Origin of the sequence: uncultured Ruegeria sp. (genome assembly GCF_947497005.1) — a bacterium.
GTDB lineage: Bacteria > Pseudomonadota > Alphaproteobacteria > Rhodobacterales > Rhodobacteraceae > Ruegeria.
In genome coordinates, this window is record NZ_CANMFF010000031.1 from 12,276 (window position 1) to 34,731 (window position 22,456).

Annotated in this window: 25 protein-coding genes and 1 pseudogene; 6 read left to right on the plus strand and 20 right to left on the minus strand. The window is 55.1% G+C overall.

Annotation, left to right across the window (positions count from 1 at the left end; all coding sequences use genetic code 11):
* Positions 1-138 precede the first annotated feature (138 nt).
* The 17 genes from Q0816_RS24335 to Q0816_RS24415 form a co-directional block, all read right to left on the minus strand.
* Positions 139-2,043: a type IV secretory system conjugative DNA transfer family protein gene (locus Q0816_RS24335; protein WP_298855542.1), complete on the minus strand. Its 1,905-nt coding sequence runs from the start codon at positions 2,041-2,043 to the stop codon at positions 139-141.
* Positions 2,036-2,194, minus strand: a complete 159-nt coding sequence (locus Q0816_RS24340; RefSeq protein ID WP_152460674.1) for a DUF4177 domain-containing protein — start codon at positions 2,192-2,194, stop codon at positions 2,036-2,038. Before Q0816_RS24340 ends, Q0816_RS24335 begins: the two co-directional genes overlap by 8 nt.
* A gap of 12 nt (positions 2,195-2,206) precedes the next feature.
* Entirely contained in the window at positions 2,207-3,220 is a 1,014-nt protein-coding gene (locus tag Q0816_RS24345; protein ID WP_298855548.1) for an ATPase, T2SS/T4P/T4SS family, read from the minus strand.
* Between the two features lie 102 nt (positions 3,221-3,322).
* On the minus strand, positions 3,323-4,147 hold the full coding sequence (locus tag Q0816_RS24350; protein WP_298855550.1) for a TrbI/VirB10 family protein: 825 nt from the start codon (positions 4,145-4,147) through the stop codon (positions 3,323-3,325).
* 11 nt (positions 4,148-4,158) lie between these two features.
* Positions 4,159-4,839, minus strand: coding sequence for a hypothetical protein (locus Q0816_RS24355; protein WP_298855552.1), 681 nt, complete (start codon positions 4,837-4,839; stop codon positions 4,159-4,161).
* Complete coding sequence (locus Q0816_RS24360) at positions 4,839-5,660, minus strand: TrbG/VirB9 family P-type conjugative transfer protein (protein WP_298855554.1); 822 nt, start codon at positions 5,658-5,660, stop codon at positions 4,839-4,841. Before Q0816_RS24360 ends, Q0816_RS24355 begins: the two co-directional genes overlap by 1 nt.
* Positions 5,660-6,304 (minus strand): virB8 family protein, encoded by a 645-nt coding sequence (locus tag Q0816_RS24365; RefSeq protein WP_298855556.1) that lies wholly within the window; start codon positions 6,302-6,304, stop codon positions 5,660-5,662. The genes Q0816_RS24360 and Q0816_RS24365 overlap by 1 nt, the downstream gene beginning before the upstream one ends.
* Positions 6,305-6,321: 17 nt before the next feature.
* Positions 6,322-7,383 (minus strand): type IV secretion system protein, encoded by a 1,062-nt coding sequence (locus Q0816_RS24370; RefSeq protein ID WP_298855558.1) that lies wholly within the window; start codon positions 7,381-7,383, stop codon positions 6,322-6,324.
* Positions 7,380-7,880, minus strand: a complete 501-nt coding sequence (locus Q0816_RS24375) for a hypothetical protein (protein WP_298855560.1) — start codon at positions 7,878-7,880, stop codon at positions 7,380-7,382. Before Q0816_RS24375 ends, Q0816_RS24370 begins: the two co-directional genes overlap by 4 nt.
* Positions 7,877-8,623: a type IV secretion system protein gene (locus Q0816_RS24380; protein ID WP_298855562.1), complete on the minus strand. Its 747-nt coding sequence runs from the start codon at positions 8,621-8,623 to the stop codon at positions 7,877-7,879. The genes Q0816_RS24375 and Q0816_RS24380 overlap by 4 nt, the downstream gene beginning before the upstream one ends.
* A complete protein-coding gene (locus tag Q0816_RS24385) occupies positions 8,623-8,757 on the minus strand; it encodes a hypothetical protein (protein WP_298855564.1) in 135 nt (44 codons plus the stop codon). The genes Q0816_RS24380 and Q0816_RS24385 overlap by 1 nt, the downstream gene beginning before the upstream one ends.
* The gene (locus tag Q0816_RS24390) at positions 8,754-11,117 is read right to left on the minus strand and encodes a hypothetical protein (RefSeq protein WP_298855566.1); all 2,364 of its coding nucleotides are present in this window, start codon (positions 11,115-11,117) and stop codon (positions 8,754-8,756) included. Before Q0816_RS24390 ends, Q0816_RS24385 begins: the two co-directional genes overlap by 4 nt.
* Complete coding sequence (locus Q0816_RS24395; RefSeq protein ID WP_142638824.1) at positions 11,110-11,388, minus strand: VirB3 family type IV secretion system protein; 279 nt, start codon at positions 11,386-11,388, stop codon at positions 11,110-11,112. Before Q0816_RS24395 ends, Q0816_RS24390 begins: the two co-directional genes overlap by 8 nt.
* A 3-nt stretch (positions 11,389-11,391) precedes the next feature.
* A complete protein-coding gene (locus Q0816_RS24400) occupies positions 11,392-11,688 on the minus strand; it encodes a hypothetical protein (RefSeq protein WP_271951197.1) in 297 nt (98 codons plus the stop codon).
* The gene (locus Q0816_RS24405; RefSeq protein ID WP_298855577.1) at positions 11,685-12,473 is read right to left on the minus strand and encodes a lytic transglycosylase domain-containing protein; all 789 of its coding nucleotides are present in this window, start codon (positions 12,471-12,473) and stop codon (positions 11,685-11,687) included. Before Q0816_RS24405 ends, Q0816_RS24400 begins: the two co-directional genes overlap by 4 nt.
* 574 nt (positions 12,474-13,047) lie before the next feature.
* The gene (locus tag Q0816_RS24410) at positions 13,048-13,461 is read right to left on the minus strand and encodes a thermonuclease family protein (protein ID WP_142638828.1); all 414 of its coding nucleotides are present in this window, start codon (positions 13,459-13,461) and stop codon (positions 13,048-13,050) included.
* A gap of 48 nt (positions 13,462-13,509) precedes the next feature.
* Positions 13,510-13,866, minus strand: coding sequence for a hypothetical protein (locus Q0816_RS24415; protein WP_142638830.1), 357 nt, complete (start codon positions 13,864-13,866; stop codon positions 13,510-13,512).
* A gap of 419 nt (positions 13,867-14,285) precedes the next feature.
* On the opposite strand from Q0816_RS24415, the gene Q0816_RS24420 reads away from it, so the two are divergent.
* The 5 genes and pseudogenes from Q0816_RS24420 (at position 14,286) to Q0816_RS24440 (ending at position 18,345) form a co-directional block, all read left to right on the plus strand.
* Positions 14,286-14,744 (plus strand): hypothetical protein, encoded by a 459-nt coding sequence (locus Q0816_RS24420; protein WP_298855581.1) that lies wholly within the window; start codon positions 14,286-14,288, stop codon positions 14,742-14,744.
* 365 nt (positions 14,745-15,109) lie between these two features.
* Complete coding sequence (locus Q0816_RS24425) at positions 15,110-16,378, plus strand: helix-turn-helix domain-containing protein (RefSeq protein WP_298855583.1); 1,269 nt, start codon at positions 15,110-15,112, stop codon at positions 16,376-16,378.
* A gap of 207 nt (positions 16,379-16,585) precedes the next feature.
* Complete coding sequence (locus Q0816_RS24430; protein ID WP_298855585.1) at positions 16,586-17,539, plus strand: autoinducer binding domain-containing protein; 954 nt, start codon at positions 16,586-16,588, stop codon at positions 17,537-17,539.
* A 179-nt stretch (positions 17,540-17,718) separates the two neighbouring features.
* Positions 17,719-17,880: pseudogene (locus Q0816_RS24435) on the plus strand (glutathione S-transferase N-terminal domain-containing protein); the annotation flags it as partial.
* A 234-nt stretch (positions 17,881-18,114) separates the two neighbouring features.
* Entirely contained in the window at positions 18,115-18,345 is a 231-nt protein-coding gene (locus Q0816_RS24440) for a glutathione S-transferase C-terminal domain-containing protein (RefSeq protein WP_298855596.1), read from the plus strand.
* On the opposite strand, the gene Q0816_RS24445 is transcribed toward Q0816_RS24440, so the two are convergent.
* The 3 genes from Q0816_RS24445 to Q0816_RS24455 form a co-directional block, all read right to left on the minus strand.
* Complete coding sequence (locus Q0816_RS24445; RefSeq protein ID WP_298855586.1) at positions 18,337-19,914, minus strand: GMC family oxidoreductase; 1,578 nt, start codon at positions 19,912-19,914, stop codon at positions 18,337-18,339. The genes Q0816_RS24440 and Q0816_RS24445 overlap by 9 nt on opposite strands.
* Positions 19,915-19,956: 42 nt before the next feature.
* Positions 19,957-20,508: a gluconate 2-dehydrogenase subunit 3 family protein gene (locus tag Q0816_RS24450; protein WP_298855588.1), complete on the minus strand. Its 552-nt coding sequence runs from the start codon at positions 20,506-20,508 to the stop codon at positions 19,957-19,959.
* A gap of 290 nt (positions 20,509-20,798) precedes the next feature.
* Positions 20,799-21,161 carry an antibiotic biosynthesis monooxygenase gene (locus Q0816_RS24455; RefSeq protein WP_298855590.1) on the minus strand — a complete coding sequence of 121 codons (363 nt, stop codon included), beginning with the start codon at positions 21,159-21,161 and terminating at the stop codon, positions 20,799-20,801.
* A gap of 189 nt (positions 21,162-21,350) precedes the next feature.
* Here Q0816_RS24455 and Q0816_RS24460 point away from each other — a divergent pair, with 189 nt between their 5' ends.
* A complete protein-coding gene (locus Q0816_RS24460) occupies positions 21,351-21,920 on the plus strand; it encodes a DJ-1/PfpI family protein (protein WP_298855592.1) in 570 nt (189 codons plus the stop codon).
* Positions 21,921-22,456 lie beyond the last annotated feature (536 nt).

The window sequence follows — 22,456 nt, forward strand, 5'->3', positions numbered from 1 at the left end:
CCCTTTTGGACAGGACACTTCTGGTGAGTCGATTATTGTTTACGCCTTATATGAAATATTGTACACAGAGTCAAAAATAATATACCCATACATCGAAGCGTAGTTGCAGCTCGTGCTCGATGATGGGCATCTACGCCTTCAACTGGAGTGCTGCGCGTTTGCGACTGGGCTCGACGGTTGCGTCGCCAACTTCTCCACCGCCAATTGTTTCGCTGACCTGCTCTTTCTTTTGGCTACTGTGCGTTGCGCATCAAAAGCCGCCTGAAGTTCCTGATCTTTTGCGGAAACCTCTTTCGCTGGGGCAGGGGCGGGCTTGGTTTCAGCCAGAGCCTTTGCCGTGTCTCTGGCCTGCTCTACAGCCAGATCGAGGTGTGTGCCTTTGATCTTCGGAGTGTCACCCCCAAGGAACTGCATGAAATAGGGATCTTCAAAGTATCGAATCTTGTTCGCAATCACCGGCATCTTGCCTTCGCGGATCAGCACAACCTCCTTTTCAGGCAATCGGCCAACGTGTTCCGGCCGGAGCAGGCGAATGCCTTCTTCACGCTCTGATATGCTGCCCATTTCCATTTTACCCAGCGCCCGAGACATTGATTTGCTCATCACTGTTTTGTCACCGATGGACCTGGACACGTGTTCGCGTACCTCTGAATCCTCAGAAGCCGCAAACATCTGCGTCCCGGCGTTGGCCAGCATCGCCCGCACACCTTCGTGCCCATAGATGTCCTGCAGGCGCGACAGCGTTTGCGAAATCACCACAAGCCTGCCGCCGAACGATCGCATGGTGTCATAGGCTTCCACTACGCGTTCCAGATGGCCAAGGCGCTGGAACTCATCGAGAAGGATCAGAACCTTGAACGGTTCATCTTCGCCCGGCTCAACGGTTTCGATTGTGTTCACCAGATCGAGGAACAACAAGCGAATGAGCGTCCGGAACTCTTTGACCTTTTTCCCTGGTACAGAAAAGTAGATCGAAGTGGGGCGCCGCCGTAGATCCTCAAAGTTGATGTCATTGCCCTGCGTGGCTCTTGCCACAGACGGGTTTCGCCAGAGCTGAAGGCCGGAGTTGTTCATAACCGAAATCGTTGACCGCAGGATTTTGGATTCTTCGGCTGCAAGATTCAGGAACTCATCTGCTGCCCGGGCATAGCCCACTTCTTCGGCCATCTTTTCGTAATCCTTTTGCTTGGTCGTTTTGACCAGGCGCAGGATCTCGGAAATGTACGGACGGTTCCGCTTGATTGCCAACATCGCCATTGCGCAGAACATGCCCTCGACGCCGCCCAAAAAGCCCTGAGCGGACGAGCTGGGCGTGTCGAACATCTGCGTTGCGACCTGAATTACTTCTTCCCAACGCCGATCCAGATTGTCGGCGCGAGCGGCGCGGCGCAGCGGGTTATAGCTGTGGCTTTTTTCGGGGTTTTCAGGGTCGAACACAAAGACCTCATCACCCATTGCTGCCCGCCGTGCGCCGGTCGCCTGGAATATCTCGCCCTTGATGTCCAGAACAACGCAGGAGCCGTTGAAACGCAGAATGTTGGGGATCACAAAGCCGCTTGTTTTACCCGAGCCAGACGGAGCAATGAACATCGCATGTGGTTTCTGTACGCTTGGACCGGGCTTATAGAAAATCGCGTTTTTCTCTTTTGGCTGGCCGAATTTGGCAAAAACGATTTCACTGTCCAGTTTTGATTTAAGCTTCAGCGGTGCCGCGTATCCTTCTGTTACGAGCTGAGGCGCTTTCGCAAAAACGGCATCCCCGTATTTGGTCGAGGGGCCGCGCAAAGCAGCGGCCACAAACGCAAAGGTCAGAACGCAGACGGCCACAACAGCCACAAGCCCGATGACCTGTTGCTCTTCTGCAGGCCGTGCCATGAACTTTTCCGGGACTGCCCAGATGTCCAACCCCCGGAAACCTTTCGTGTTGAGGTATTCGATGACCAAGCCGACCACCAACACCGCACAGGCTGAAGTAGCGATAAAGCCCATTGTGCCGGCTATCGCTACCTTCTTGCCTTTTGGTAGATCCTGAAACTCAGCCATCCGTCAGCTCACGCTTGAAAAAGCACACGATGCCAAACTCGGCAGGCACAACGCCGACCATTTCCCAACCGTCTTGTCCGAGCTTCGCAAACTTCTCGCCTGCATTTTCCTCTACCCGCATCAAGACATTACGATACTCAAATTTTTTCATTCTATTTCTCCTTCAGATAAGTTGGTCAGCAGTCATCAAGGGCGGGAAGATCACGCCGTTGACCTTCCGCTCGTCTCCGATTTTCTTCATGTGAACGATCATGTGAATGGTGGCTCTGATGTCATCAACCACCTCTGACTTTTGGACAGTCGGAGATCCGCGCCGCACCATTTTGCTCATGCGTCCAATGGCATCGACGGGCGAATTTGCGTGCATGGTACAGACAGATCCATCGTGGCCGGTGTTCACCAGTTCCAGAAACATATTCGCGTCATCGCCCCTGATTTCACCGCAGACGAGGCGGTCAGGCCGTAACCGCAGCGCCGATTCCAGCAGCTTTGTCGGGGATCGAGGCCCATTTTCTTCGGAACGATCAGCAAGCAAGCCCACGAAATTTGGTTGCTCGATGTCCAGCTCTGCCACTTCCTCAATCGTCACGATCCGTTCGCCTGGATCGACGCGCTTCAACATCGCATTCAAGACGGTGGTTTTGCCCGACGATGTGCCGCCCGCAATAATCACGTTCCATTTGCTTTGCATCGAGAGGTCGGCCAGCTCGTCAAAGCCCATCGTGCCCGCTGCAAGCGCCGCCCGAGCATTCTCAAGTGCGCTGTGGTCGTTGTTTTCTGCCAATGCGGCCTTTTGGCTGGCGAAGCTGAACGCGCCCAGGTCAACGCTTTTCACGCGGAGCAGGCGGATCGCAACGGACCCCACGCCGGTTGTCGCAGGTGGGATAACAACCTGCACCCGAGCTTTGCCCTCTTTTGTCGGGACATTGGCCGTTGCAATTGGCTTTTTTTCTCCGAAAGTCACGTCGCTGAACCCAGCCACACACCGCCCGATATTGCCAACATCATCCTTGGTCAGAGTGATGTCTGTCTTGGTCATGTGGGTAGTGCCCATTTCCTCAACCCAGACCGTTCCGTCTGGGTTCACGGAAATCTCGCTCAGGTTTTCGTCATGTAACAGATGCTCGATCTGTTCGGTGTAGTATTCCAGAAGGCCGTTGCCGTTTCGCCCGCTCATATTTTTATCCTTGTTATTCCGCAAAAAAAGGCCGCTAACGCATTCAATTGTGCGGGGAGCGGCCGGAAGGGCCGACGATACGGCCGCTTCAAAGGGTCTGTCTCAGAAATTGTCGAACACCACGTCACGCTGCAGGATGGCATTTATGCGGCTTCCCTGATCCACATAGATAGTTGGTGTAATCCGCAAGTAGTCTTCCAACGCCGCTGCTGTGGCATTCTGCAAATTCGAACCGACCTGTGTTGCCAGATCCGTTTGCACCGAATTGCTGCTATCGTTGTCGGCCACCAGCGCGACCGGCGCGATCCCGATGATCGAGAGCAATGCAGCGGTTCCAAATCGCTCACCGAAATGCGTATCGACACGTCCGGTTGCCCCAGACCGGCCCTGACCATCCGTCCCGGCTGAGCCGATTTGCGCAGACAAACCATCCGGCGTGATAACCCGGCTCCAAACGACAGCGATCCGCGTTTGCGCCAGTTTTGTATCAGCGCGGTATTCGCCATAGAGTTTTGATCCGCGTGGCAAGAGCAGTCTTGTCCCATCCATCGAATAGACGCCGCGCGTGATCGTCGCCACAACACTGCCCGGCAGCTCTGAACTTACCGCACCACCAAACACAGCGGTCAAAACCGTGCCCTGAGTCAATGTGCGCGATGGATCGTCAATGATCGAGGCCCCCACGATGGGCGGATATTCTTCAACCAAGTTGTTTTGCCATGTCGTGTTTGGGTTTTCCTGATAGCCGCGCTGTTCTTCAGGCAGGCGCGTGTTTTCCGGTTGAACCTGCACGGGCTGCGGGGCAGGGGAGTACGGCTGGAAAATCACCGGCTGCGACCCACTGTTGATGGGTTGGTAATTCTGTTCCTGAGCCAATGCGCTTGAGGCCAGCGTGACCAGGGCAAGGGAGAGTGCTGTTGGGTTCATCGTCAGCTCCATTAGTTTCTGCCATATGGGTTTTCATCGAACACAATGCCGTCCGACTGGTTCTGGCGCTCGCGCATCCGCTTGAGTTCTTCGAGCCTGCGCCGTTCGTCCTCAGTCAGACCTTGGGTTTGCAGATGGCTCATGCTGGCGAGAGCCCGCGCCTCGGCGTCAGCAACAGCTTGGGCCAGCTCTGTCTGAAACGTCTTCTCGCGCTCATCATATCTGACCTCCAAACGCTCGTTGGTCAGATTGAGCGAAGCGATTTCACTGTCTTTTTCAGACAAAGACACCTTTGCCTCGGTCAGCTCGTCTTGCATTGAAGCAAGGCGCTTACTAAGGTTTTCAACGGAAGCGAGAGCTTGTTTCAGTCCTTCGGAAACGGGCTGCACCGGGACAGCTGTATCCACAGTTGTGACCTTAATGCCCCCCGGTGCAGCCTCCTTCTCATCTACCTCGGGTCCACGCGCTGTCAAAAGCCCATAGTAGTCACCGCCGCTTGGTCGCAGAGCATCGACGCGTACGCCTGCGCGGCTGGTCTTGCTGTCATCCCCCAAGACAAATAGCACGAAGCCCACGAACACCGCGCTAGCGACAGCAACTGCAATGAGTTTCCTGGTCTCGAAACTCTTCCTCATTCGTTGAGGCGTTTGTTCAGCCGCCGCCCGGGCCGCAATTGTCTGCTCGCGGTTCATTACTTGCTGCCCCCCGGTTTGACTGTTTGCGAGGTGATGGGTCTGCCAGTCTGGCCGCGAGCGCTTGCCTGTTGGTAATTGTCGCCATCGTTGCGAACACAGATCGAGTCATCCTCGATGCGCAGCGTCCAAAGATCGGAAAGACCCTGCACCTGGATAATGCCGCGCTCTTTCACTGTGGTGTTTACCATCAGCTCCCGACCGTCAGGCAATACACGGAAAATACCCGGCAGTTCCTCGTCCTGCGGGATCTGCATATATGTGTGAACACCGTCATCCCAAACGGCAGTAGGTGCAAAATCTGCTTTGCTCGACCGTGAATAGTTTTGGTTCACGAACCGCCCGGTTGGCTTGGGTTCGCCTCGCGCTACCTTGCCACGGGTCGTTGTGGTTCCACCCTTATTGTTTGAGTAGAACGTAACTCGGAATGGCACGTTTTTGCGTTCAGCGGTAGTTTCAGCAGGAACCAGATAGAAGTTGTACGAGCCGCGATTGGTCAAAACCGTAAGGTTGGAATCCGAGTTGAGGATTTCCGGTTTGAACGCGATCACGCGGCCTTCCTGCAGGCGGGTGATCTGAAAGCTTTCCGTGTCGCCCGCGCCGATGCTGCGCACGGTTTCACCCTGCGGAAAATGAACATACGTGATCAGGCGTTCACCCACGGGGATGCGGTACACTTGGTTCTCGACATAGTGGAAATGCGTTATGCGATGATCCGCGTTCTTCCCGTCCGGCGTCGGCGTGATTTCCGCCAGAACGGGCATCGAGAGAGCCAGGACAGCGGCGGTGGCGGTTGTGAGTGTCTTAAGGGTACGCTGCATCAGATGTCTCCCATTGCGTCTACGCGATAGTTGGTGACTGTGAAGCCGAATGGATTTTCCAGAAGCTCATCCATCGACGTCACGATTTTTTCCTCAAACCCGTAGGTCACTGTGACCACATACCGGGCTGAGGCCGTTGCTTGGTTCGGCACGATCAGGGACTTGCGGATCTCGACCTGCACCGTCTCGTCATTGACGGGTGACACTCCGAGAATTTCGGTCTGCACCTTTGTCTTGGGCGTATAGATTTCGTCGGGATGGCTATCGTTCGAACCGTCCCAAAGGTCGCGATAGGACGTTTCCGCCAGCTCGTCAGAGCGGCGTAGAACCGATTTCAGGCGCTCGTTGTTGTCCTGAACGTCATAGGTTTCCCGATCCTGCACATAGTTGGCGACTTCGCGGAACGCCATCGCCTCAGACGGTTCCAGTTCCTGGACTTTCTCTGTCAGCAGAACCGGCAGCTTTGAATCCGGGTCGATTGAGAAGGGAACCGCGCGGATTTCCTTCAGCGGCAAGATCAATGCCCAGCCAATAATGGACGCAACGCCCATTGCCATACCAACTGCTCCGAACACCTGCCATTTGAAGGCATCGCGCCGAGCGCCCAGAAAAAGTTCTTTCTCGTGATCTGTCACATGTGACATTTGCTCTGTACCTCAGTTTACGAAGATTTCTTAGGGTTTGCGCGAGCAGCTTGTATGCTCTGCCGATAGCGATCAGCGGCGTAGCTTTGGCGAGCCGCGCCATCCTGGTTGCGAGATCTGTGCGCAATGTCCCGGCGCGCTTGCATCGCACGAGACGCGCTGTCTCGGACGCCGGTGCCGTCTCGGGCTGCGGAGGCCATCGCGGCGGCGGTTTTCCCACCGGCCACAGCACCACGCGCGCCATCGCTGGCAGTGCCCAATGCACTTCTTGCGGCAGCGACAGCACCAGTTGCCACGGCAAAACCCGAGGACGCCGACACGATTGCACCCGACATTCCCCCAGCGAGCGACGGGACCTGCGTGAGCATCACGATTGACACAATGCAGATCGCCAAAAAGCGGCCACTGGCCTCCATGTTATTCACATCCTCAACAGCGTTCAGTTCGGAGCTGAAAAGGGCCTGAATAAGAGAAACGATGCCTGTCAGAACGACGATGACCATGATCAGGCCAACAGTCGTTTTCGCCCAGGCCGCGAAGATATTGGCTGTTGCCGAGCTGAGCAGCGTTGCGATGAAAACTGGCGCTAGACCCAGCAACACCGCCAGACCGCCTTTTGCGATCAGCGCCATGCCGGTGCCAAAGGCAACGATGACAGCACCAACAACCCAGAGAATAGCCCCGGTGATGCTCAAGCCCCAGGTCGCGTTTTCAATGGCCTGCTGGCCCATCAAGAAACACTGAAGCGCAATGTCATCGAGTGCTTCCCAGACATTTGTTGTGCCGGTCAATTCTCCGGCAATGGTGTCTGGGAGGCTCGAAATACCCTGATAAATGGGCTGAAAGAAACTCCAGCTTGAAGCCATACCAATGATGATCGTCGCCCGAATGATCCAGCCGACATAGCCACCGAGGCCAATTTCTCTGATCTGAAGTACGCCGTTGATCAGCATTGCCACGAAGATCAGGGCGGCAATTGCCCATAGGGCGGATGCAAGATCCGCCGCTAGGCTGTTGTACGCTTGCTGCGAAAAGTTATTAAGGGCAGCTTCAATCGAGCTGACGAAATCTTGGATCACGGACCACAAGCCTCCTCAATTGCAGGGCGCAGAGCTTCCAGCCGAGCTCGTTGCTCTTTTTTGATTGCTGCCAGATTGTCAGATGGCTGGTTCCAGAACTCGTCCTGGTCTGCCCCGACTTTCTTGGCTGCATCATCACGGCTCAGATTTCCTAGAGGGCATTCTGTGCTGAAGGTTTCGCCATCTTTGCGCAGTTTGCATTGCTCGATTGTGGCCTCGTGCGCCGCAATGACCTGTTCGTTCAGGATCACCACCGACCAGTTGGTCACGAGCGATTGCTTGTCTGCCGGTTGGCCCGCCTCGGCCATGCGCGCCTGATCGCCTTTGACGAATTGACGACCGTACTCACGCGCCCCCGAATACCCAAGGCACTTACGATATTCACCGAACGGCATATCGACCTTGGGTGATGGGCGCAGCTTCACCTGAGCCGATGCAGCCCCCGACATAACGGCGGCGGCTGCAATGGTCAGGATAAGAGTTGAGCGGAGTTTCATTGTGAGGTTCCTCGTACATAGTTGCTGAGTGTCGAAAGATCGGCAGCGGTCGCAGCCAGATCCGTGCCCGACGCCAGAGCATTAGCAGAGGTTGCGCGCAAGATTTCAATTTCAACTTGGAGGAGTTTCAGAAGAACCGCCGTGTTGTAGTCGATTGCATCCTTCAGATCTTCTTGCTGACCGATTTCACCGCGCAGCTTTTCGGCATCCTCAGAGAGTTTGCCCGCTATGTCATAGCCCTGTTCGCCCAGGGCAGATGCCATCAGGCCAGCGCCACCACGCTCTGAGAGAATACGCCGGGCCGGAACATCTGACGTGCTGAACTCTTTCAGAATGCCATTGTTCAGCCCCAGGCTGATTGACCGGCGTTCCATCGCCAACCCTGCCACGCCCGGAAGATCGCCGATCGTGTCTTCGGTCGCGTTCAAAGCGTATCCGAGCGTGTCCGCCGCTGAAGCCAGCTTCAAAAAACTGCGGCTGTTGAACTCGTCCAAATCGGTCAGGCCGGAAATGGCCTTGAAAGAGTTTTCCAGCATGGCGCGCTGTTGTTCCAGCTTTTCATACTGTTGCAACAATTGCTCGTACTGGCGAACCATTTCAGCAACTTCCCGAGCGGAGTTGGCAGCGTCCTGTGTAATGGCTGTAGCATCCACGACCGGCACACCCTGGGCCAACGCCGCGACGGGCAGGGCGGCCCAAACGGCGACAGCCACAGTGGTGCGGAATTTCTTCAGGGTGTTCATCAGACAAGCTCCAAATCAGTGGGGTTCATGCGCTCGAAGTCGCAGGCGCATTTGCTGCGATATCCCGAATAGGTGTTGGTGCAGGCGGCGACGGCGGCCAGAACAACGAGGGCGATTACAAGACGAGATTTCATGTGATTTCCTTCCAGAAGTTGGGGTTTTGACGCCATTCAGGATCAGGGAAAGACTTGCCGTCTGATCCGCTCAGAACACGAAGCAAGGGGCCGAGTGCGCCGACATCGACATCGAGCCAGACACTCTCATCACCCTTTTTCATAAGCATCACGCGGTCGCCAAAGTGCGCTCGCAATGCGCCCAGCTCTGCATCGTTCAAACCGATTGCCCGGTAGTCCGCTTCATTGCCGGATCGGGATGGGAACAAGAGCTGCGTGCTGGTGTTTTCCAGGATCGACTTACTGGCCGCTGATGACAGGAGGTGATCGGGGATCTGCGTCATCATCATCATGACGTTCAGCTTCCGATACGTGGTGTAAGCGTTCTTGAGGATTTCCGCGCCGTAAGGATTGCCAGCGATCACCCAGGCTTCATCAATGACAAAGACAGTCGGTACCTTAGAGGCACACCGGCGCTCGATCTGGCGCATGACGTAGCTTATCCACGCCAACCGGACCAACTCGTCATCCAGAACCTCGGAAATGTCGAACACAAGATGCCGGTCGCCAGAGGCAAACGGATCTTTGCCACCTTCGCCAAACATCCACGACAACCGCCCGTCACCTGCCCATTCGCTAGCCCGCTTGAACAGGTTCTTGTTGTCGTCAAAGGCTCTGAACCGATCCACCAGTGAATCGAAGTTCTGAAGCTGTGGGGGCAGGGTGGCGTTGGCTTGGCACGCCTGCGTGATCTCATCTTTCTGTTCGGCGGTCAGCTTTTCGTCATAGCTCATCAAGGCTGTGACCCAATTTGCCAGCCAGCTTTGCCCAGCCTCATCCGTTTCCGTTTGGAAAGGGTTCATGCCGGTGGGTTCGCCAACCCGAACGCGAGTGTATTGCGCCCCAAGTGCCCGCATGGGGGCTTCCATCGCCCGGTCTTTGTCAAACGCGATGATACGCGCGCCCTGCGCAACCGCCATCGTCGCCAGCAGCATTGCAATCACGGTCTTACCGGAGCCGTTTGGGCCGAGAACGATGGTATGGCCGGATGGTAGGTTTTCCGCATCCGAGCTTGTCTTGGGCAAGTGCAGCGAAACATCGTAGCTGTCGCCATGCGTTGTCGGGAACGTCGCCAGAGGCCCAGGCCAAGGCAGCTTGTTCTCAGGCAGACCCTTTGGCCGCATGTGAAACGCAACCATGTCTGCAAAGTTCTGATCTGTGATCAGTTCTTCACGGGCACGGAACGCAAAATTGCCGGGGTGCTGCGCGAAATACACCGCCCGCGCTGACATCGCTTCGCGTTTGACCGTGCCGCCTGAAATCTGAATTTCACCGATGATATGCTTTTCGGCTGTTTTCAGATCTTCCTCCGTCCCGAACACGCAGATCGAAAGGTGATGCTTGCCCAGAGACATCGTGCCCGATGCAATCCCATCAGCCAGGATGGACAAGTCCTCTTCCAGCGACTTCGCTTTGTCACCAGCCGAGCGCATCTGACCCGATCTGCGGCGTTCCATTTCTTGCGCCTGCGAACGACTGATCGGCAGGAACGATTGCGAAATCACGACATCAACCGGCAGGTCCAGCCCGTCGAAAATGCCGGGGAATGACGCCATCGGATAGTTCTTCAGGGAATAGACGTGAATAGAGCGCTCTTGATCATCGCCAGACACAAGTTTGGCTGTCTTGCCCTGAAACAGCACGTCCTCTTGCGGCATATTGAAGGCAATCGGTTCTGCAATGTTTGTATGAACGATGGGCTGATAGCGCCCGTTCAGCAGCATTCCATAGTAACCCAGCCAACGCCCATCGCTGAGCTTCAGCCGGCTAACGCGGGCCTCACCCAGCGTGCCCGCCAGTGTGGTGAACACACCGTCGAGCTGTTCCATCATTTCGCGGCGTTCCTCGTCGATCGTTCCTGACGCCATGCCGAATATTTGCCTGGCGCGTTCATCCTGGCGCTTCTGCAGAATGGCGCTGATGATGATTTTGCGCTCTTTCAGTTTTGCATCGAGCGAGGCTGACCGCATGGCTTCTGCCACGGCACCAGCAAAGCCGGTTGCGTCCGTGATGACATGCCCTGTCTCAGCGGGCACGGTCACTCGATGAACGTAGAATGCGACCTCATTTGGAGTGGTCCGCAATACACGTTCAAAACGCTCGGCCAAAAACTCGAATTCGTTTTCGTCCAGAGTGTTTGCGTTGATTCCGGTAATTTCGGCAGCGGCGATCAGTCCGCCGTTGCGTGTAGAAATGACCTCATCGTCCACGACATAGCCATATGGCAACATCTGAAAGAGGTGCATTTCATCCTTACGCCAGCTCGGCTCAAGCAACGAGCGAGCAAGGGTAAACAGATCCTTTGAAGCAGGCTTAGGCACTATAGAAATCTCCCCCGTGGTGCTGACGGTTTTTGGTGCGTGGTGTCTTGGAGAGCGTCACGGACAGGATGCGGAAGAATGCCGGTTCCCATTCGTAAAAGAGGCGCAGCCCGGTATAGAAAACAAAGCCCGCAATGATTGCTGGCGCTATCCCGAACATGAAGAACGAAAGCATGGTCATCCCCGCGATCACCAAGAGATAGATCACGGGCAGGCCGCCCCATTCTGCGGGGCGGCTCAGGCCGCGAAAGACCGTATTGCGGCGAGCCATCAATCAGGCTCCGATGAACGTATCAGCAAGGCCGATAACAGCACCGACAACGATTGCGATCACCGGGCCTTTCAACGAACCCCAGCCGAACACGTAGGCGAGACAGCCCCAAATGAAGCCAACAGCGGCAAGGCTGACGCCAACGACCTTCGAGTCGGCCAGTGTCTCGTTGATGAAATCGCCAATGGCATCCTGCAGCCAGCCAGCGGAGGCAGGTGCTGCGCTAACGATGGTCATTGTCAGCGCAAAGAATGCCACTTGTTGGATGAAGTGGTGCCGCTTCATGGGGGGTCTTTTCATAGTTCTGTACTCACTTTGCTCAGGATGATCCGCACGTAGTCGCGGGTTTCGGTGAAGGGGGGGATGCCGCCATACTGGACGACGCGATGGGGACCGGCGTTGTAGGCGGCGAGCGCCAGTTTCCAGTCTCCAAACTCACGGTACTGCGCTGCCAAATAGCGAGCGCCACCGTCGAGATTTTCAGCAGGGTTCTTTGGGTTCACGCCCAGGTCTTTTGCCGTTCCCGGCATGAGCTGCGCGAAACCGATGGCACCCTTGGGCGACAGGGCATCAGCCCGATACCGGCTTTCCTGCCAGACCAGTGCCATGAACAACTCGGTCGGAACGTCATGCCGTTCTGCCGCTGCATGGATTTCTTTGACGATCCGTTCCTGCGACCAGCCACCAGAGGCTTTGCGAGGCCGCGGTGCTTTTCCCGCAATCTCGATCTTTGCTGTCCGCTTCGCTTTGGGCGGTTGTGTCTGTTCGTCCAACTCGTATTCCCGCATCTGGATTGGCTTAACCACGCCATCAACGATTTCTGCCCGCGCACCGTTCAGGAACACGCTGCCATCGGGTTCGTACTCGATAACCTGGGCAAGAGCGGGGTTTGTCGCCGCAAACCACAGCAAGAAAACCGAGGTGGAGCGACTGAAAAGCGTCCTAAGGAGTTGGTTAACAAATCCGTGATCGAATTTGATTTCGCGTTGTTTTGAACGGATTGGCTTGGGTAGATTTATCGTTGCCGCTTCGCTTTCAAGGGCGGAGTCGGATAGGTGGTGGATACAGCCCCATCTGGAGCTCACCACGTTCTCTCTTCGGTGTAGCACCACATGCATCGAAGAGAGTTCCCCGCGGAGAACACCACTCGTTGCTAAGCAGTTCAGCCAAGTTTCGAAGGCCAAGGAGATCACCTTTCCGTTCTTCTAAATAGGTCAGTAAAGTTTACATAATTACTATTATGAGGCTCGGAGTCAGATCATCTGAGCAGCAGGAAATTCGATGCCGGGACACAGCACTGAGCCCTTCGCGGGCTTCGTAGACAGCCAGCGTTCAGCTTGAATCAATCAGCCTGAAGGTCTGACCAAAGTGTCGGGGATGTCCTGCTCTGCGCTGTGGCCGGTCAGTGCTGTGCGGCCGAAAGCTCAGGCACGTTGTCTGGGTCCGCACCCATTGACTCTGGCGCGGCGCTGTCCAATCTAGGATCGGCATCTAGGGTTACTGTTTTTACCATAGTACAGTTCTCTCTTGATGTTGGAGGAATGCCCGGATGGATTTGGGGCGTTTCTTGTCCTGTCGATTGTTGGCGCAATCGACAGGACGGCTCACTTCTCATTAGTTTCGTTTTTTGGTCATCAAGTCGTTGTTTGATCCTTTCCTTCAGCCGCACCAGGACTGGCGTTTGCCGCCGTGGTATGGTCGGGCGAGACCTTCGGAAATCAGGATGGCCCCGACGTCCTGCCCAGCCACACGCCCAACCGCTAGGAAGCGGTCATGCACGTCCAGATCTGGTTGGATGACCAGCTCTATCTGGTCCGCCGTCTGGATGAGCTCTGTCAGCCTTGCTTTCGCTTCCAATCCCAGAGTCTTTTCCGCACGGCATTGCGGCCGGTAGGTCTCAGGCGTATCGAAGCCAACGAGCCGGTAGCGGTCGTCGCCGTGGTCGATCGTGTCACCATCAATGGCAATCACCTCGGACGCGCTCAGAGTCTTTGTTTGTTTTGATGGTTCAATCCAGACCGCAGCAAAGAACAAGGACGCGAGTGTAGCGCTGAGAAACAAGAGCCGTTTCATGTGCCCTGCCCCAGTATTTTGATGAGCCAGGTTCTCGAACGTGACCGATCAGGTTTTGGATTTCGCGTCCAGGGCCTGAGCTGCTTCGAGACCCTCTGGGGTAATCGACTCGATCGTGTAATCTGATTTGACGCAGAGAATGCGACCGTCGCCAAATTCCTGGTGATGCTTAAAAAGCCCCGGCCAAAGATCGAACTCTCTGGGCTCAGCGCCCGCTCGAGAAATCTTCGACTTGCACAAGGCTCCGACATAGTTCGGCGAGCTGTAAATGCAGTGGTACTTAGGTCGTCCAAGGGAAGCGAGTCCGATAAATTCGTAGCGGCATGTAAAGGGAACCTGATCTTCTTTCAGGCCCCGGACCATCTCGATGGTTACCACAGTGTATTGTCTCTTGTTGTCCGCCATGACGACCCCCTATGGGCCGTCTTCTACATCCAAAAGTTGTGGACTAAAACACAATCTACGTCAATATAAGAAAGTACGCCAATATACGATATTGGATTGTCAGAAATATATTGGCCGGATATTGCTTAGGCGATTCGCAAGCAGGAGAGACCATCTTGAAACACTCAAAATCCGGAAATCGAACTCGCGCAAAGGCCCTTGCAGTTGCACTCGCTGCACTGCCGGCCACGCAGGCTAGTGCCTATCCAATTGACTGTGCCATATTCCTTTGCCTCGCCGGAGGTTGGCCAGGTTCGCCTGATTGCGTCGCTGCCAAGGCGGAGTTCATTCGGCGCATCACACCCTACCCGGTCGAACCGCCGCTCCAACTCTGGCGTTGTCCGATGAACGCGTCAGAAAACTCCTCAGGCGTGAGTCCTATGGAAAGGTTGGAAGCCATCAAAGGCAACAGTGCCAATCCTGTTCCAGAGCTTCCATCTGACAGTGCTCCTGGGCCAAGGATATTGGACGTTTCAATTTCTTCGGAAGCTGCCCGAGCCGTCTATGGGCAAAGCACAACGTCGTCGCAGGTTACTCCGATCAGCGTCGATCTTTCTTCTCCCGATTTCGACGTTGTCAGGTCCATCAGAGTTTGGGATGTGCGCCACTACAGCTATCGCCGTCGTTCGCGAGAGGGCGATTGTGAGCGCTCGCTTGATCTCGTGGTTGGCACATATGACGACAACGCGAGCTTTCACTGGTCCGAGCGCGCTCCTGCCCCAATCCCAGTCTGGCTGCCCCTCGGCAATCGCTGTGAGCCTCCCAGCTACTTCCGCGGCGTTGGTGTCGAGTGGACCGACATATTCGGGTTCAGCGATTACGAACTCATTCGATACTGACGTGCTTACCTGCGGCACAACGCGTTGCTCCTGGCTATGCCACCAAAATCGCCAGCCGTATATTTGAACCAGGCCGTTTGGCCCGGAGGAACACCCCAATCCCAAAACAAAAAACCCCCGCAAGGCGGGGCCTCAGCGGGGATCTTCTTAAGTCACGTTTGATCACCTGATTTATAGGAAGTTCCCGAAAATCTGACAAGGATAAACGCATCCGTGCGAACGGTTTTTCTTTGTCTTTTGCTGAGGTTCGACCCGCCTTGCTTCCTCAATGAGAAGCACACAATGAAACCAATGAACCATACCGAGTGTTCCGCCCAGCGAAGCTGCGATAACAACTCTTACCTTTGCCAGGTGAGGTCGAAACCATGAGCTTCCGGCAAATCTCATCCGCCCGAAATCACCAAAAAATGCGCTTCCACGACGGTCTTCCCGAGGGCTGGAACCGTGACAGGTTTCGGCAGCTCTGTGTGTGCTACGCCCAGATCGGAGGCGCATCGGCCCAGTGTATTCGCACATTAGAGATCATCATCGACATGATCTCACCATCCGCGTTTCGCGACCCGTCTCAGGAACCTTTTTGCTACGCCCGTCAGGAAACGCTCATAGCCGGGCGTGGCGTGACAGATCGGACAATCCACAATCACGAACGGGAGCTGGAGAAGCTTGGCCTGATCGAACGCAGGCTTGGCGCAAATGGCGCGCGATGCAAGCGCAAGGGGCTTGGCCTCTTCCTGACCCCAGCCCTGAACCTTATTCCCGAGATGCTTGACGCGGACGTGCAAAGCAATTCTGAGAAGAAAGAGCATGATGAGTTGCGCGGGGATCGATCACGGCTTTACCGTTATGTGAAACACAGCCTGGCGGTGCTTCATTCACTCCCCTGCCCGTCTGAAGAGGTCGAGGGCATGATGGTTGAATTTCGATCATGGCTGCGTTCTGACAAGCTGAAATACCTGTCGTTGGATGAGCTCAGGGCACATGTTCAGGCAGCTCACAACCTTTGGAAAAGGATCGAAGGGCATGTCACTAAACGTGGTGAAATTTCGGGTGAACCCGAAGCTTGTTTCGGGTCCCATATACAAGACCAAATTGAAGAAACAATTCTGTCCTGTAACGCCGATGGCGAGAGTTCAATGTCCTCGGCAAAAGCCTCGGAACCAGATTGTTCCGGCTCCGGGCCTGACGGCCCTCCGCATTGCTTAGAAAGCAATCATCCGACAGATACGGCATCACGCAAGGCCCAAAAACTACCGCGGGTGAATAACCACATCCTATATGAACTGGCCTCACCCGAGCTGCGCATGCATATCGATATCGCCGGTGGCGGAGTTCAGAATTCCAATCCGAGCCTCTATGCAATTGAGACCGGCGTTTGGTCCCGACTTTCAGAGATCGGCACCAATGTCTCCGCCTGGCATGCAGCTATCGAACGATTGACCATCATGGGGGCGCTCCTATCGGGAGTGATCGCAGATGCGAGGCTGAGTGATCCGCGGCTGCCGCCCGTGGTTAATCCGGGCGGATATCTTCGCGGAATGGTTAAGGCCGATGAACGAGGTGAACTGAACCTGATTTCCAGTTTCATGGGGCTGTTGGCGCGACGAGCGCGGGAGGAGGAACACGGAATTCGTTAGGGTCGTAAGAGCATTTCAAAACACCTCGGTTTGTGCCCCGCCAACCTTTCAATTTGATATGCCTCTTCGGCAGGTTTTCGCTCTGTTTCCGCCTCAAGAACAGAACTGTATTCAAATCTGTGATTGGCTACGGGAATTCCCGAGTAGTTTATTCAGCTTTAGGTTGCTATGCGGCCTCGACGGCAACGCGGAACAGGAAGATTACCAATGAAAATTGCAGATATTGGCAATTCTGAACTGGACTTCAGGCAAACTGGGGAGGCGCGCCTTCAGGAAATATGTTCGAGGTTCGGACTGGAGAATGCGTCCTACGCCCATATCGACAAGCATCACAACGTTGTCCACGGCTGCACCACGTTCCCAGCTGAATGGGTCAGGTACTACGTCGACAACGAACTGGTTCTGGCCGATCCCCTCATTCGGTTCGGCGCCACCATGATAGCACCGATAGACTGGTCAGCATTCGACAACCAGACCGACTATGCGGCACTTTTTCAGGCAGCCAGAAGGTTCGGGGTTGGACGCAACGGTCTTTCAATTCCAGTGATCAACCCCTTTGGGGAGCGCGGCGTATTTACCGTCACGTCCAATGCGCCTCGTCCAGAATGGGACGCCCTGATCGCGAGAATGCTCCCTGCCCTACGCCATGAGGCACAGGTTCTGCACCTGCTTGCCCTAGATGTCATTGAAACCGTATTCAACTTTCCCTCGGATTCCCTGTCTGGGGATGAGTTGGATGTGTTGAAAATGCTCGCGTCGGGTTTGATACCGTCCGTCATTGCCAGGCAATTGGGGCACGCTTCCCGAACGGTCGATGCGCTGACTGCTTCGATCACCACCAAGCTCAAAAGCCGGACGATCGAACAGGCGGTTGCAAGGGCAGTCAGCACCGGTTTTCTGAAGTGGAGCGATTTCTTTGCCGACCCGGTGGCCGAACTGGTCAATATGGAAAGTCAGCGGCTTTGCGGTGGGATCGTACGTTGGGGTGGTAGGTCGCACGAGTTCATCGCTTTTGAAGAAGGTCGAACGGTGCGCAATCTCGAGAGCTTCCACGCGGTTCAAGTTGAAAATCTAGCTGGAGAATACAATCTGGACATCAACGAAGTACTTGAGGCAATTGGTGCAAACAAAAAACAAGTTGTTTGGATCAGACGTATTTGAGTCAGATTCTTGATGCGGCACGCTACTCGGGATCGGCCCGGGACGTTCCTGGCAATGTGTTAGAATGTTGCAATACGGAATGGTGGTTCAACATGACTTCGCATGAAAACAAACGTAGGCTCTTTGAAGTTGTTGGTGAAAATCCAAAAGCCCATCTGAGCCCGTAGTGCTGGCGCAGCCGCATGGCACTGGCGCATAAACAACTCAGCTTTGACTCAGAGCCATGGCACATAACCGAAAAGCAACGGATCGCGCGTTCCGGCGGAGTGATGGCCCCGGTCTTGGTAGATGGCGAGCAGTGGATTCGGGACAGTTGGGACATAGCATCCTATCTCGATGACACTTATCCGGCCCATCCTCTGTTTGCTGGACCTTCCGGCAAGGCAAAGTCGCTGTTCGTCAATCATTGGGCGGATAACACGCTGCACCCGCTGATCTTTCGCACTGTTATTGCAGAACAGTTTCCCCTGACGGCGAATTGCGACAAAGACTATTATCAGGAACGAACCCTGCGCAAATTTGGCCAAAGCGTCGAGGAGGTTGGGGCCGATCCGGAAACTGCCCGGCGCGCCACTATGCTCGCTCTGAGCCCGCTTGAGGCAACACTCGTCGAATCCTCTTTTCTGGGCGGGGTAACGCCAGATTATTCGGACTATATCCTGTTCGGAACATTCCAGTGGGCCCGGGTTGTCAGCCTGACCGCATTCTGGCCGCCTGACAGCGCTCTGCACCGCTGGTTCGAGGACCTGCTGAACGCATTTGATGAAATGGGGCGGGCACAACCGCCGCGCAGCGCTTTAGGGTAACAAAGCGGATCGATGGGTGCGAATATAATCTGCTGTGCGAAACACCAACGCAGCCAGCGTGGCCGTCGGATTTATCGCGCCCGGCGTGGGAAACAGGCTAGCGCCTGCGACGAACACGTTTTCGACGTCGTGGAGCTGCCCATAAGAATCTGTCACAGACGTTGCAGGATCATTTCCCATTATTGTTCCACCCATCATGTGCATCGGGTTTCGAGGGCCTGCCCAAGCATCGCTGGTCCCCGCCGCCTTGAAGATGCGAAGACCCTCCGCCTTAGCCAGTTCAGACCTGGCGGCATTTGCCTGTGGCAGTGAATTGCTCATATGTGCCATCGGCAGCCCATAGCGATCGTGTTTTGACGGATCAAGCGTGATACGGTTTTCCGGCATGCTGTCTTCCTCACACAGCACTGACATGTTTCCGTAATGCAAACTGGCCTGATGTAGATACGCGTCCAGAGCCTCGCCAAACACCTCCGGCCTGGCCAGAGCGGTCCCCAACAGGTCGTTGGGTTTTGCAGTCTGCCCGACAAGCCACGCGCGGCTGCCAAAAGCATCATTTGCCGGTTGTTTGTCATCATAGCCATCAAGGCAAAGGGTGTTGGCACCCGAAACACCCAAATGGGGCTCTGTTTCCTGCGTGAACAGCCCGTGGATGGTTGTGAGCGCGTGAGAGGTAAAATAGCGCCCCAGTGTCTTGCTGCCATTGCCCAGCCCATCGGGATGCTTGTCACTGACTGACAGCAAGAGCAGCCGTGCATTCCAGATTGTGTGGCAGGCCGAGATGACTATGTCCGCAGGTTGCAGGTTTTCCCGGCCCTGCTCATCGAGATAAACGACGGCGGTCGCCTTGGATCCCGAAGAGTCAGTTTCAATCCGTGCGGCATAGGCATTGTGGCGCAACTCAACGCCCGCCGCTCGCGCCCGCGGCCATTGCAGAACCAGCGGGTTGGCCAAAGCCCCGATCGGGCATCCTGCGTCGCACCAACCGTCAAGCAGGCAACTCGTCCGACCGTCATGGGGAACGGAGTTTACCGCCAAAGTGTTTGGCGTGAGTCTCAGCCCCTCTGCATCAAAACCGGGTTTGATGGCCTGAGACTGTTTGGATAGGGAAATGGCGGGCATGGGATACGGCTTGCCGGGCGGCGCATTGGGATCGCCATCCCCCGACACGCCGAAATAGGACTGCGCGTGGTCATACCATGGGCGCAGGTCATCATATCCGATGGGCCAGTCCAAACTGCGCCCATACAGAGACCTGACGTGAAAGTCGTCGGGGTGCAGACGGTACCAGTTTGCGTACCAATGCAAGCCCGCACCACCGGTCCCCCACCCCATGGCAAAATTCGCGGCCCCCACAAGATCACCGGTTTCCCGAACTTCCGGACCCGCCCATCTGAGCCGCCGAGACCAGATTTGCGAACTGACCATGTCTGAAAGCTGTCGTTCCGGCCCGGCCTCAAGAACCAGCACATCAAACCCTGCCTCACCCAGTTCAGCCGCCATTGTACTACCGGCGATGCCAGAGCCGATGATGACGACTTCAACCTTATCATGTGAGATTTTCGTCATTGGGCCTCAGTGTTTCTGGTCACTCCTCGTACCGCTGAATTGCTACCAGGGTTTGGGAGGTAGAATATGCGCGAGATAGGGGATGTTCAGATCCGCAAACCCCTCCTGCGTGCCATAAACAACATCCACTGCATCGCTTCGTGAAATGAAATAGAAGAAATTGGGATCCGGGTCGGTCCAGACCTGCATGTCTGAAGCTATGGCGGCTTGGATCATCTCTACGCGTTGATCGTCGGTCACCTGCACAAAGGGCAGGCCAAAGCGGTGGAGGCATTCTTTTTCAACGCCCAAGATACCCTTGTGGTAAAATCCCGCCATGTCGCTGGCATCCAGGTATCTGAGGAGCAACAGGGACGCGGCCTGATCGCCTGCAAGGTTTTGGTCGACAAATAGTGCAACTCCGGCCTTTTCAGCACCGGAAACGATGGTCGCACACCAGATAGCCAGAGTTTCCGCCTCGGTAGTTGTGAGTATTTTGTAGCTTGTGTTTTCGACGGTCTTTGCCTCCGCATTTCGGGGAAAGCTTCGCATTGTGATGGACGCCCAGAAAGTGGTCGGGATCACACGAGTCAGAAAGCGTCGTCTGCCCTTCATTCGACCTGTCTCCACCTATCGCAAACAGATGTCTCGATTGTCGCAGCCATGCGGCTTTTGTCAAACTTGGAAATGTCTCCGGCTTCAATGTTGAATTGGTCGTCCATCCTAAATGCAGACAGCCGCGCGGCTTGGGGTTTAACCAACCCACATATTGAGCCGCGGATTCAAAACGCTGCGCCTTTGGATTGTGCCAAGCCTCTGCAGATTTCCTTTGGCAGGATGATACCGCCTTCATTGGGCTGGGCTCTGCCTTACCGACTTGCCGTAGATCCCGTTTTCAAGCCCGGCTACCTCCGGAACCCAAATTCGGTCTCAAAATACCTGGGAGACAGTCCGCTGAACAGGTCGCGCAGTTTTTCAACTTCAGCCGCAGGACCATGTAATTCGACCCCGGTGATATTGACCAGGCTTTGCGTGCTTTCAAAAATATGGCTGCCCAGTTCCATATGGCGGATTACCGCATCTGCGCTGTCATAATCTTCACGGGACACCACCGTCCCGTCGGCGCCGAAACTGTAGGCCGACGCCAAGTGGCCAGGTTCTTGGTTGCGCAGCTCAATCATATCGGCACAGTTTTTTCGAAATGCATCTGCGTGGGTTTCGGGGACTGTCATATAACCCACGATGGTCACAATCTGGTGCACCGGCATAACTTTTCTCCAATAATTCGATTTTACACATTTTCCCAGAATAGGTGCTTTCTACTCATCGGCAAAATGCCTGACGTTTGCCCTGACCAACACATCGAAAGACGGCGGGCTTTCGTTACCCAGTAACATTGCACATCCGGAATGTTCCCTATATGTTCTGGAGTGGGATCCTCAAGAGGTATAACCAAAATGGCGAAAGTCGCATTGATACTCACAGATAATTTCGCGGACTGGGAATGCGCAATGATTGGCGGAATCGGCGGCTCCTTTTATGGGCTCGACGTCGCGTATTTTTCCCCAACTCCGGGACAATTGAGCTCGATGGGGGGATTGACCGTCATTGTCTCCAAAGGACTGGAGGAACTGACCGCGTGGCAACCGGATGTAGTGGCAGTCATTGGCGGAACCGTGTGGGATTCTGAGGCCGCACCGGACATTTCAGATCTGCTTGTGGCTCAGTACGAAAACGGCGTTGCTGTCGGCGGAATTTGCGGTGGAACCCTGGCTCTGGCCCGATCGGGATTGCTGAATTCCGTACCCCATAATTCGAATGATGGTGATTTTTTGATTAAGAACGCAGTTGGGTATGATGGAGTGTCAAACTACGTTCAAAGTGAAGCGGCCGTTTCCTCAGGCCGGGTTGCTACCGCTCCTGGAACAGCACCAGTGAGCTTTGCCGCTGCTATCTTTGAAGCCGCTGGTGTTGCACAAGAAACCGTGTCTCAGTTTAGAGAAATGATCACTGCCGAGCATAACTGATTGCGGATTGTCACAACAGCTGTAGCGAGAGTCTCCACAACGAACTGAGCGTTCCTCGATGAGCCCTCCCGGTGCAATCCGCTTGGACTAAGATTGGGTTCGGATGCCAATGGACCTGGCGGAAGATGATGTCCACGAGATTGGGGAAAGCTCGTCTGGAGAAGTCCCTGGATAAAAAAATCGGAATGCGTGGATGGGACTCGCGCAAATTTATCATAATTTCGCTTACGGTTGATGGACCGCAGTCGGGGGCACCTTCCAAACTTATTTCGACCTACACTCGTTTTGTAGAGCGATAGCCAGGCCTTTCGCAATATGGCTTGGCTTCGTAATACTGGCATTGCAACGTAATCATCTGGACTGAACTGGGCTGGACGATATTTGCAAAAATTGGCATGATTGAGCGACACTGAACCTGAAGATCATCCGATGCTACCATCCGAACGACACGCAATAATCCTAGGCTCCAGACTCATTGATTTACAGCCAGAACAAGACGGTTGCGGCGAGAGCTATAGCGGACAGGAAGACCTTGG

Bases quoted from the DNA above. Each gene is read 5' to 3' on its own strand.
- Q0816_RS24425 (WP_298855583.1), top strand. From the start codon at position 15,110: ATGAGCTTCCGGCAAATCTCATCCGCCCGAAATCACCAAAAAATGCGC.
- Q0816_RS24365 (WP_298855556.1), bottom strand. From the start codon at position 6,304: ATGTCACATGTGACAGATCACGAGAAAGAACTTTTTCTGGGCGCTCGG.
- Q0816_RS24415 (WP_142638830.1), bottom strand. From the start codon at position 13,866: ATGGCGGACAACAAGAGACAATACACTGTGGTAACCATCGAGATGGTC.
- Q0816_RS24430 (WP_298855585.1), top strand. From the start codon at position 16,586: ATGAAAATTGCAGATATTGGCAATTCTGAACTGGACTTCAGGCAAACT.
- Q0816_RS24410 (WP_142638828.1), bottom strand. From the start codon at position 13,461: ATGAAACGGCTCTTGTTTCTCAGCGCTACACTCGCGTCCTTGTTCTTT.
- Q0816_RS24360 (WP_298855554.1), bottom strand. From the start codon at position 5,660: ATGCAGCGTACCCTTAAGACACTCACAACCGCCACCGCCGCTGTCCTG.
- Q0816_RS24350 (WP_298855550.1), bottom strand. From the start codon at position 4,147: ATGAACCCAACAGCACTCTCCCTTGCCCTGGTCACGCTGGCCTCAAGC.
- Q0816_RS24450 (WP_298855588.1), bottom strand. From the start codon at position 20,508: ATGAAGGGCAGACGACGCTTTCTGACTCGTGTGATCCCGACCACTTTC.
- Q0816_RS24455 (WP_298855590.1), bottom strand. From the start codon at position 21,161: ATGCCGGTGCACCAGATTGTGACCATCGTGGGTTATATGACAGTCCCC.
- Q0816_RS24395 (WP_142638824.1), bottom strand. From the start codon at position 11,388: ATGGCTCGCCGCAATACGGTCTTTCGCGGCCTGAGCCGCCCCGCAGAA.
- Q0816_RS24420 (WP_298855581.1), top strand. From the start codon at position 14,286: ATGGAAAGGTTGGAAGCCATCAAAGGCAACAGTGCCAATCCTGTTCCA.
- Q0816_RS24445 (WP_298855586.1), bottom strand. From the start codon at position 19,914: ATGACGAAAATCTCACATGATAAGGTTGAAGTCGTCATCATCGGCTCT.
- Q0816_RS24335 (WP_298855542.1), bottom strand. From the start codon at position 2,043: ATGGCTGAGTTTCAGGATCTACCAAAAGGCAAGAAGGTAGCGATAGCC.
- Q0816_RS24400 (WP_271951197.1), bottom strand. From the start codon at position 11,688: ATGAAAAGACCCCCCATGAAGCGGCACCACTTCATCCAACAAGTGGCA.
- Q0816_RS24385 (WP_298855564.1), bottom strand. From the start codon at position 8,757: ATGAAATCTCGTCTTGTAATCGCCCTCGTTGTTCTGGCCGCCGTCGCC.
- Q0816_RS24355 (WP_298855552.1), bottom strand. From the start codon at position 4,839: ATGAACCGCGAGCAGACAATTGCGGCCCGGGCGGCGGCTGAACAAACG.
- Q0816_RS24440 (WP_298855596.1), top strand. From the start codon at position 18,115: ATGCTCGCTCTGAGCCCGCTTGAGGCAACACTCGTCGAATCCTCTTTT.
- Q0816_RS24380 (WP_298855562.1), bottom strand. From the start codon at position 8,623: ATGAACACCCTGAAGAAATTCCGCACCACTGTGGCTGTCGCCGTTTGG.
- Q0816_RS24345 (WP_298855548.1), bottom strand. From the start codon at position 3,220: ATGAGCGGGCGAAACGGCAACGGCCTTCTGGAATACTACACCGAACAG.
- Q0816_RS24375 (WP_298855560.1), bottom strand. From the start codon at position 7,880: ATGAAACTCCGCTCAACTCTTATCCTGACCATTGCAGCCGCCGCCGTT.
- Q0816_RS24460 (WP_298855592.1), top strand. From the start codon at position 21,351: ATGGCGAAAGTCGCATTGATACTCACAGATAATTTCGCGGACTGGGAA.
- Q0816_RS24340 (WP_152460674.1), bottom strand. From the start codon at position 2,194: ATGAAAAAATTTGAGTATCGTAATGTCTTGATGCGGGTAGAGGAAAAT.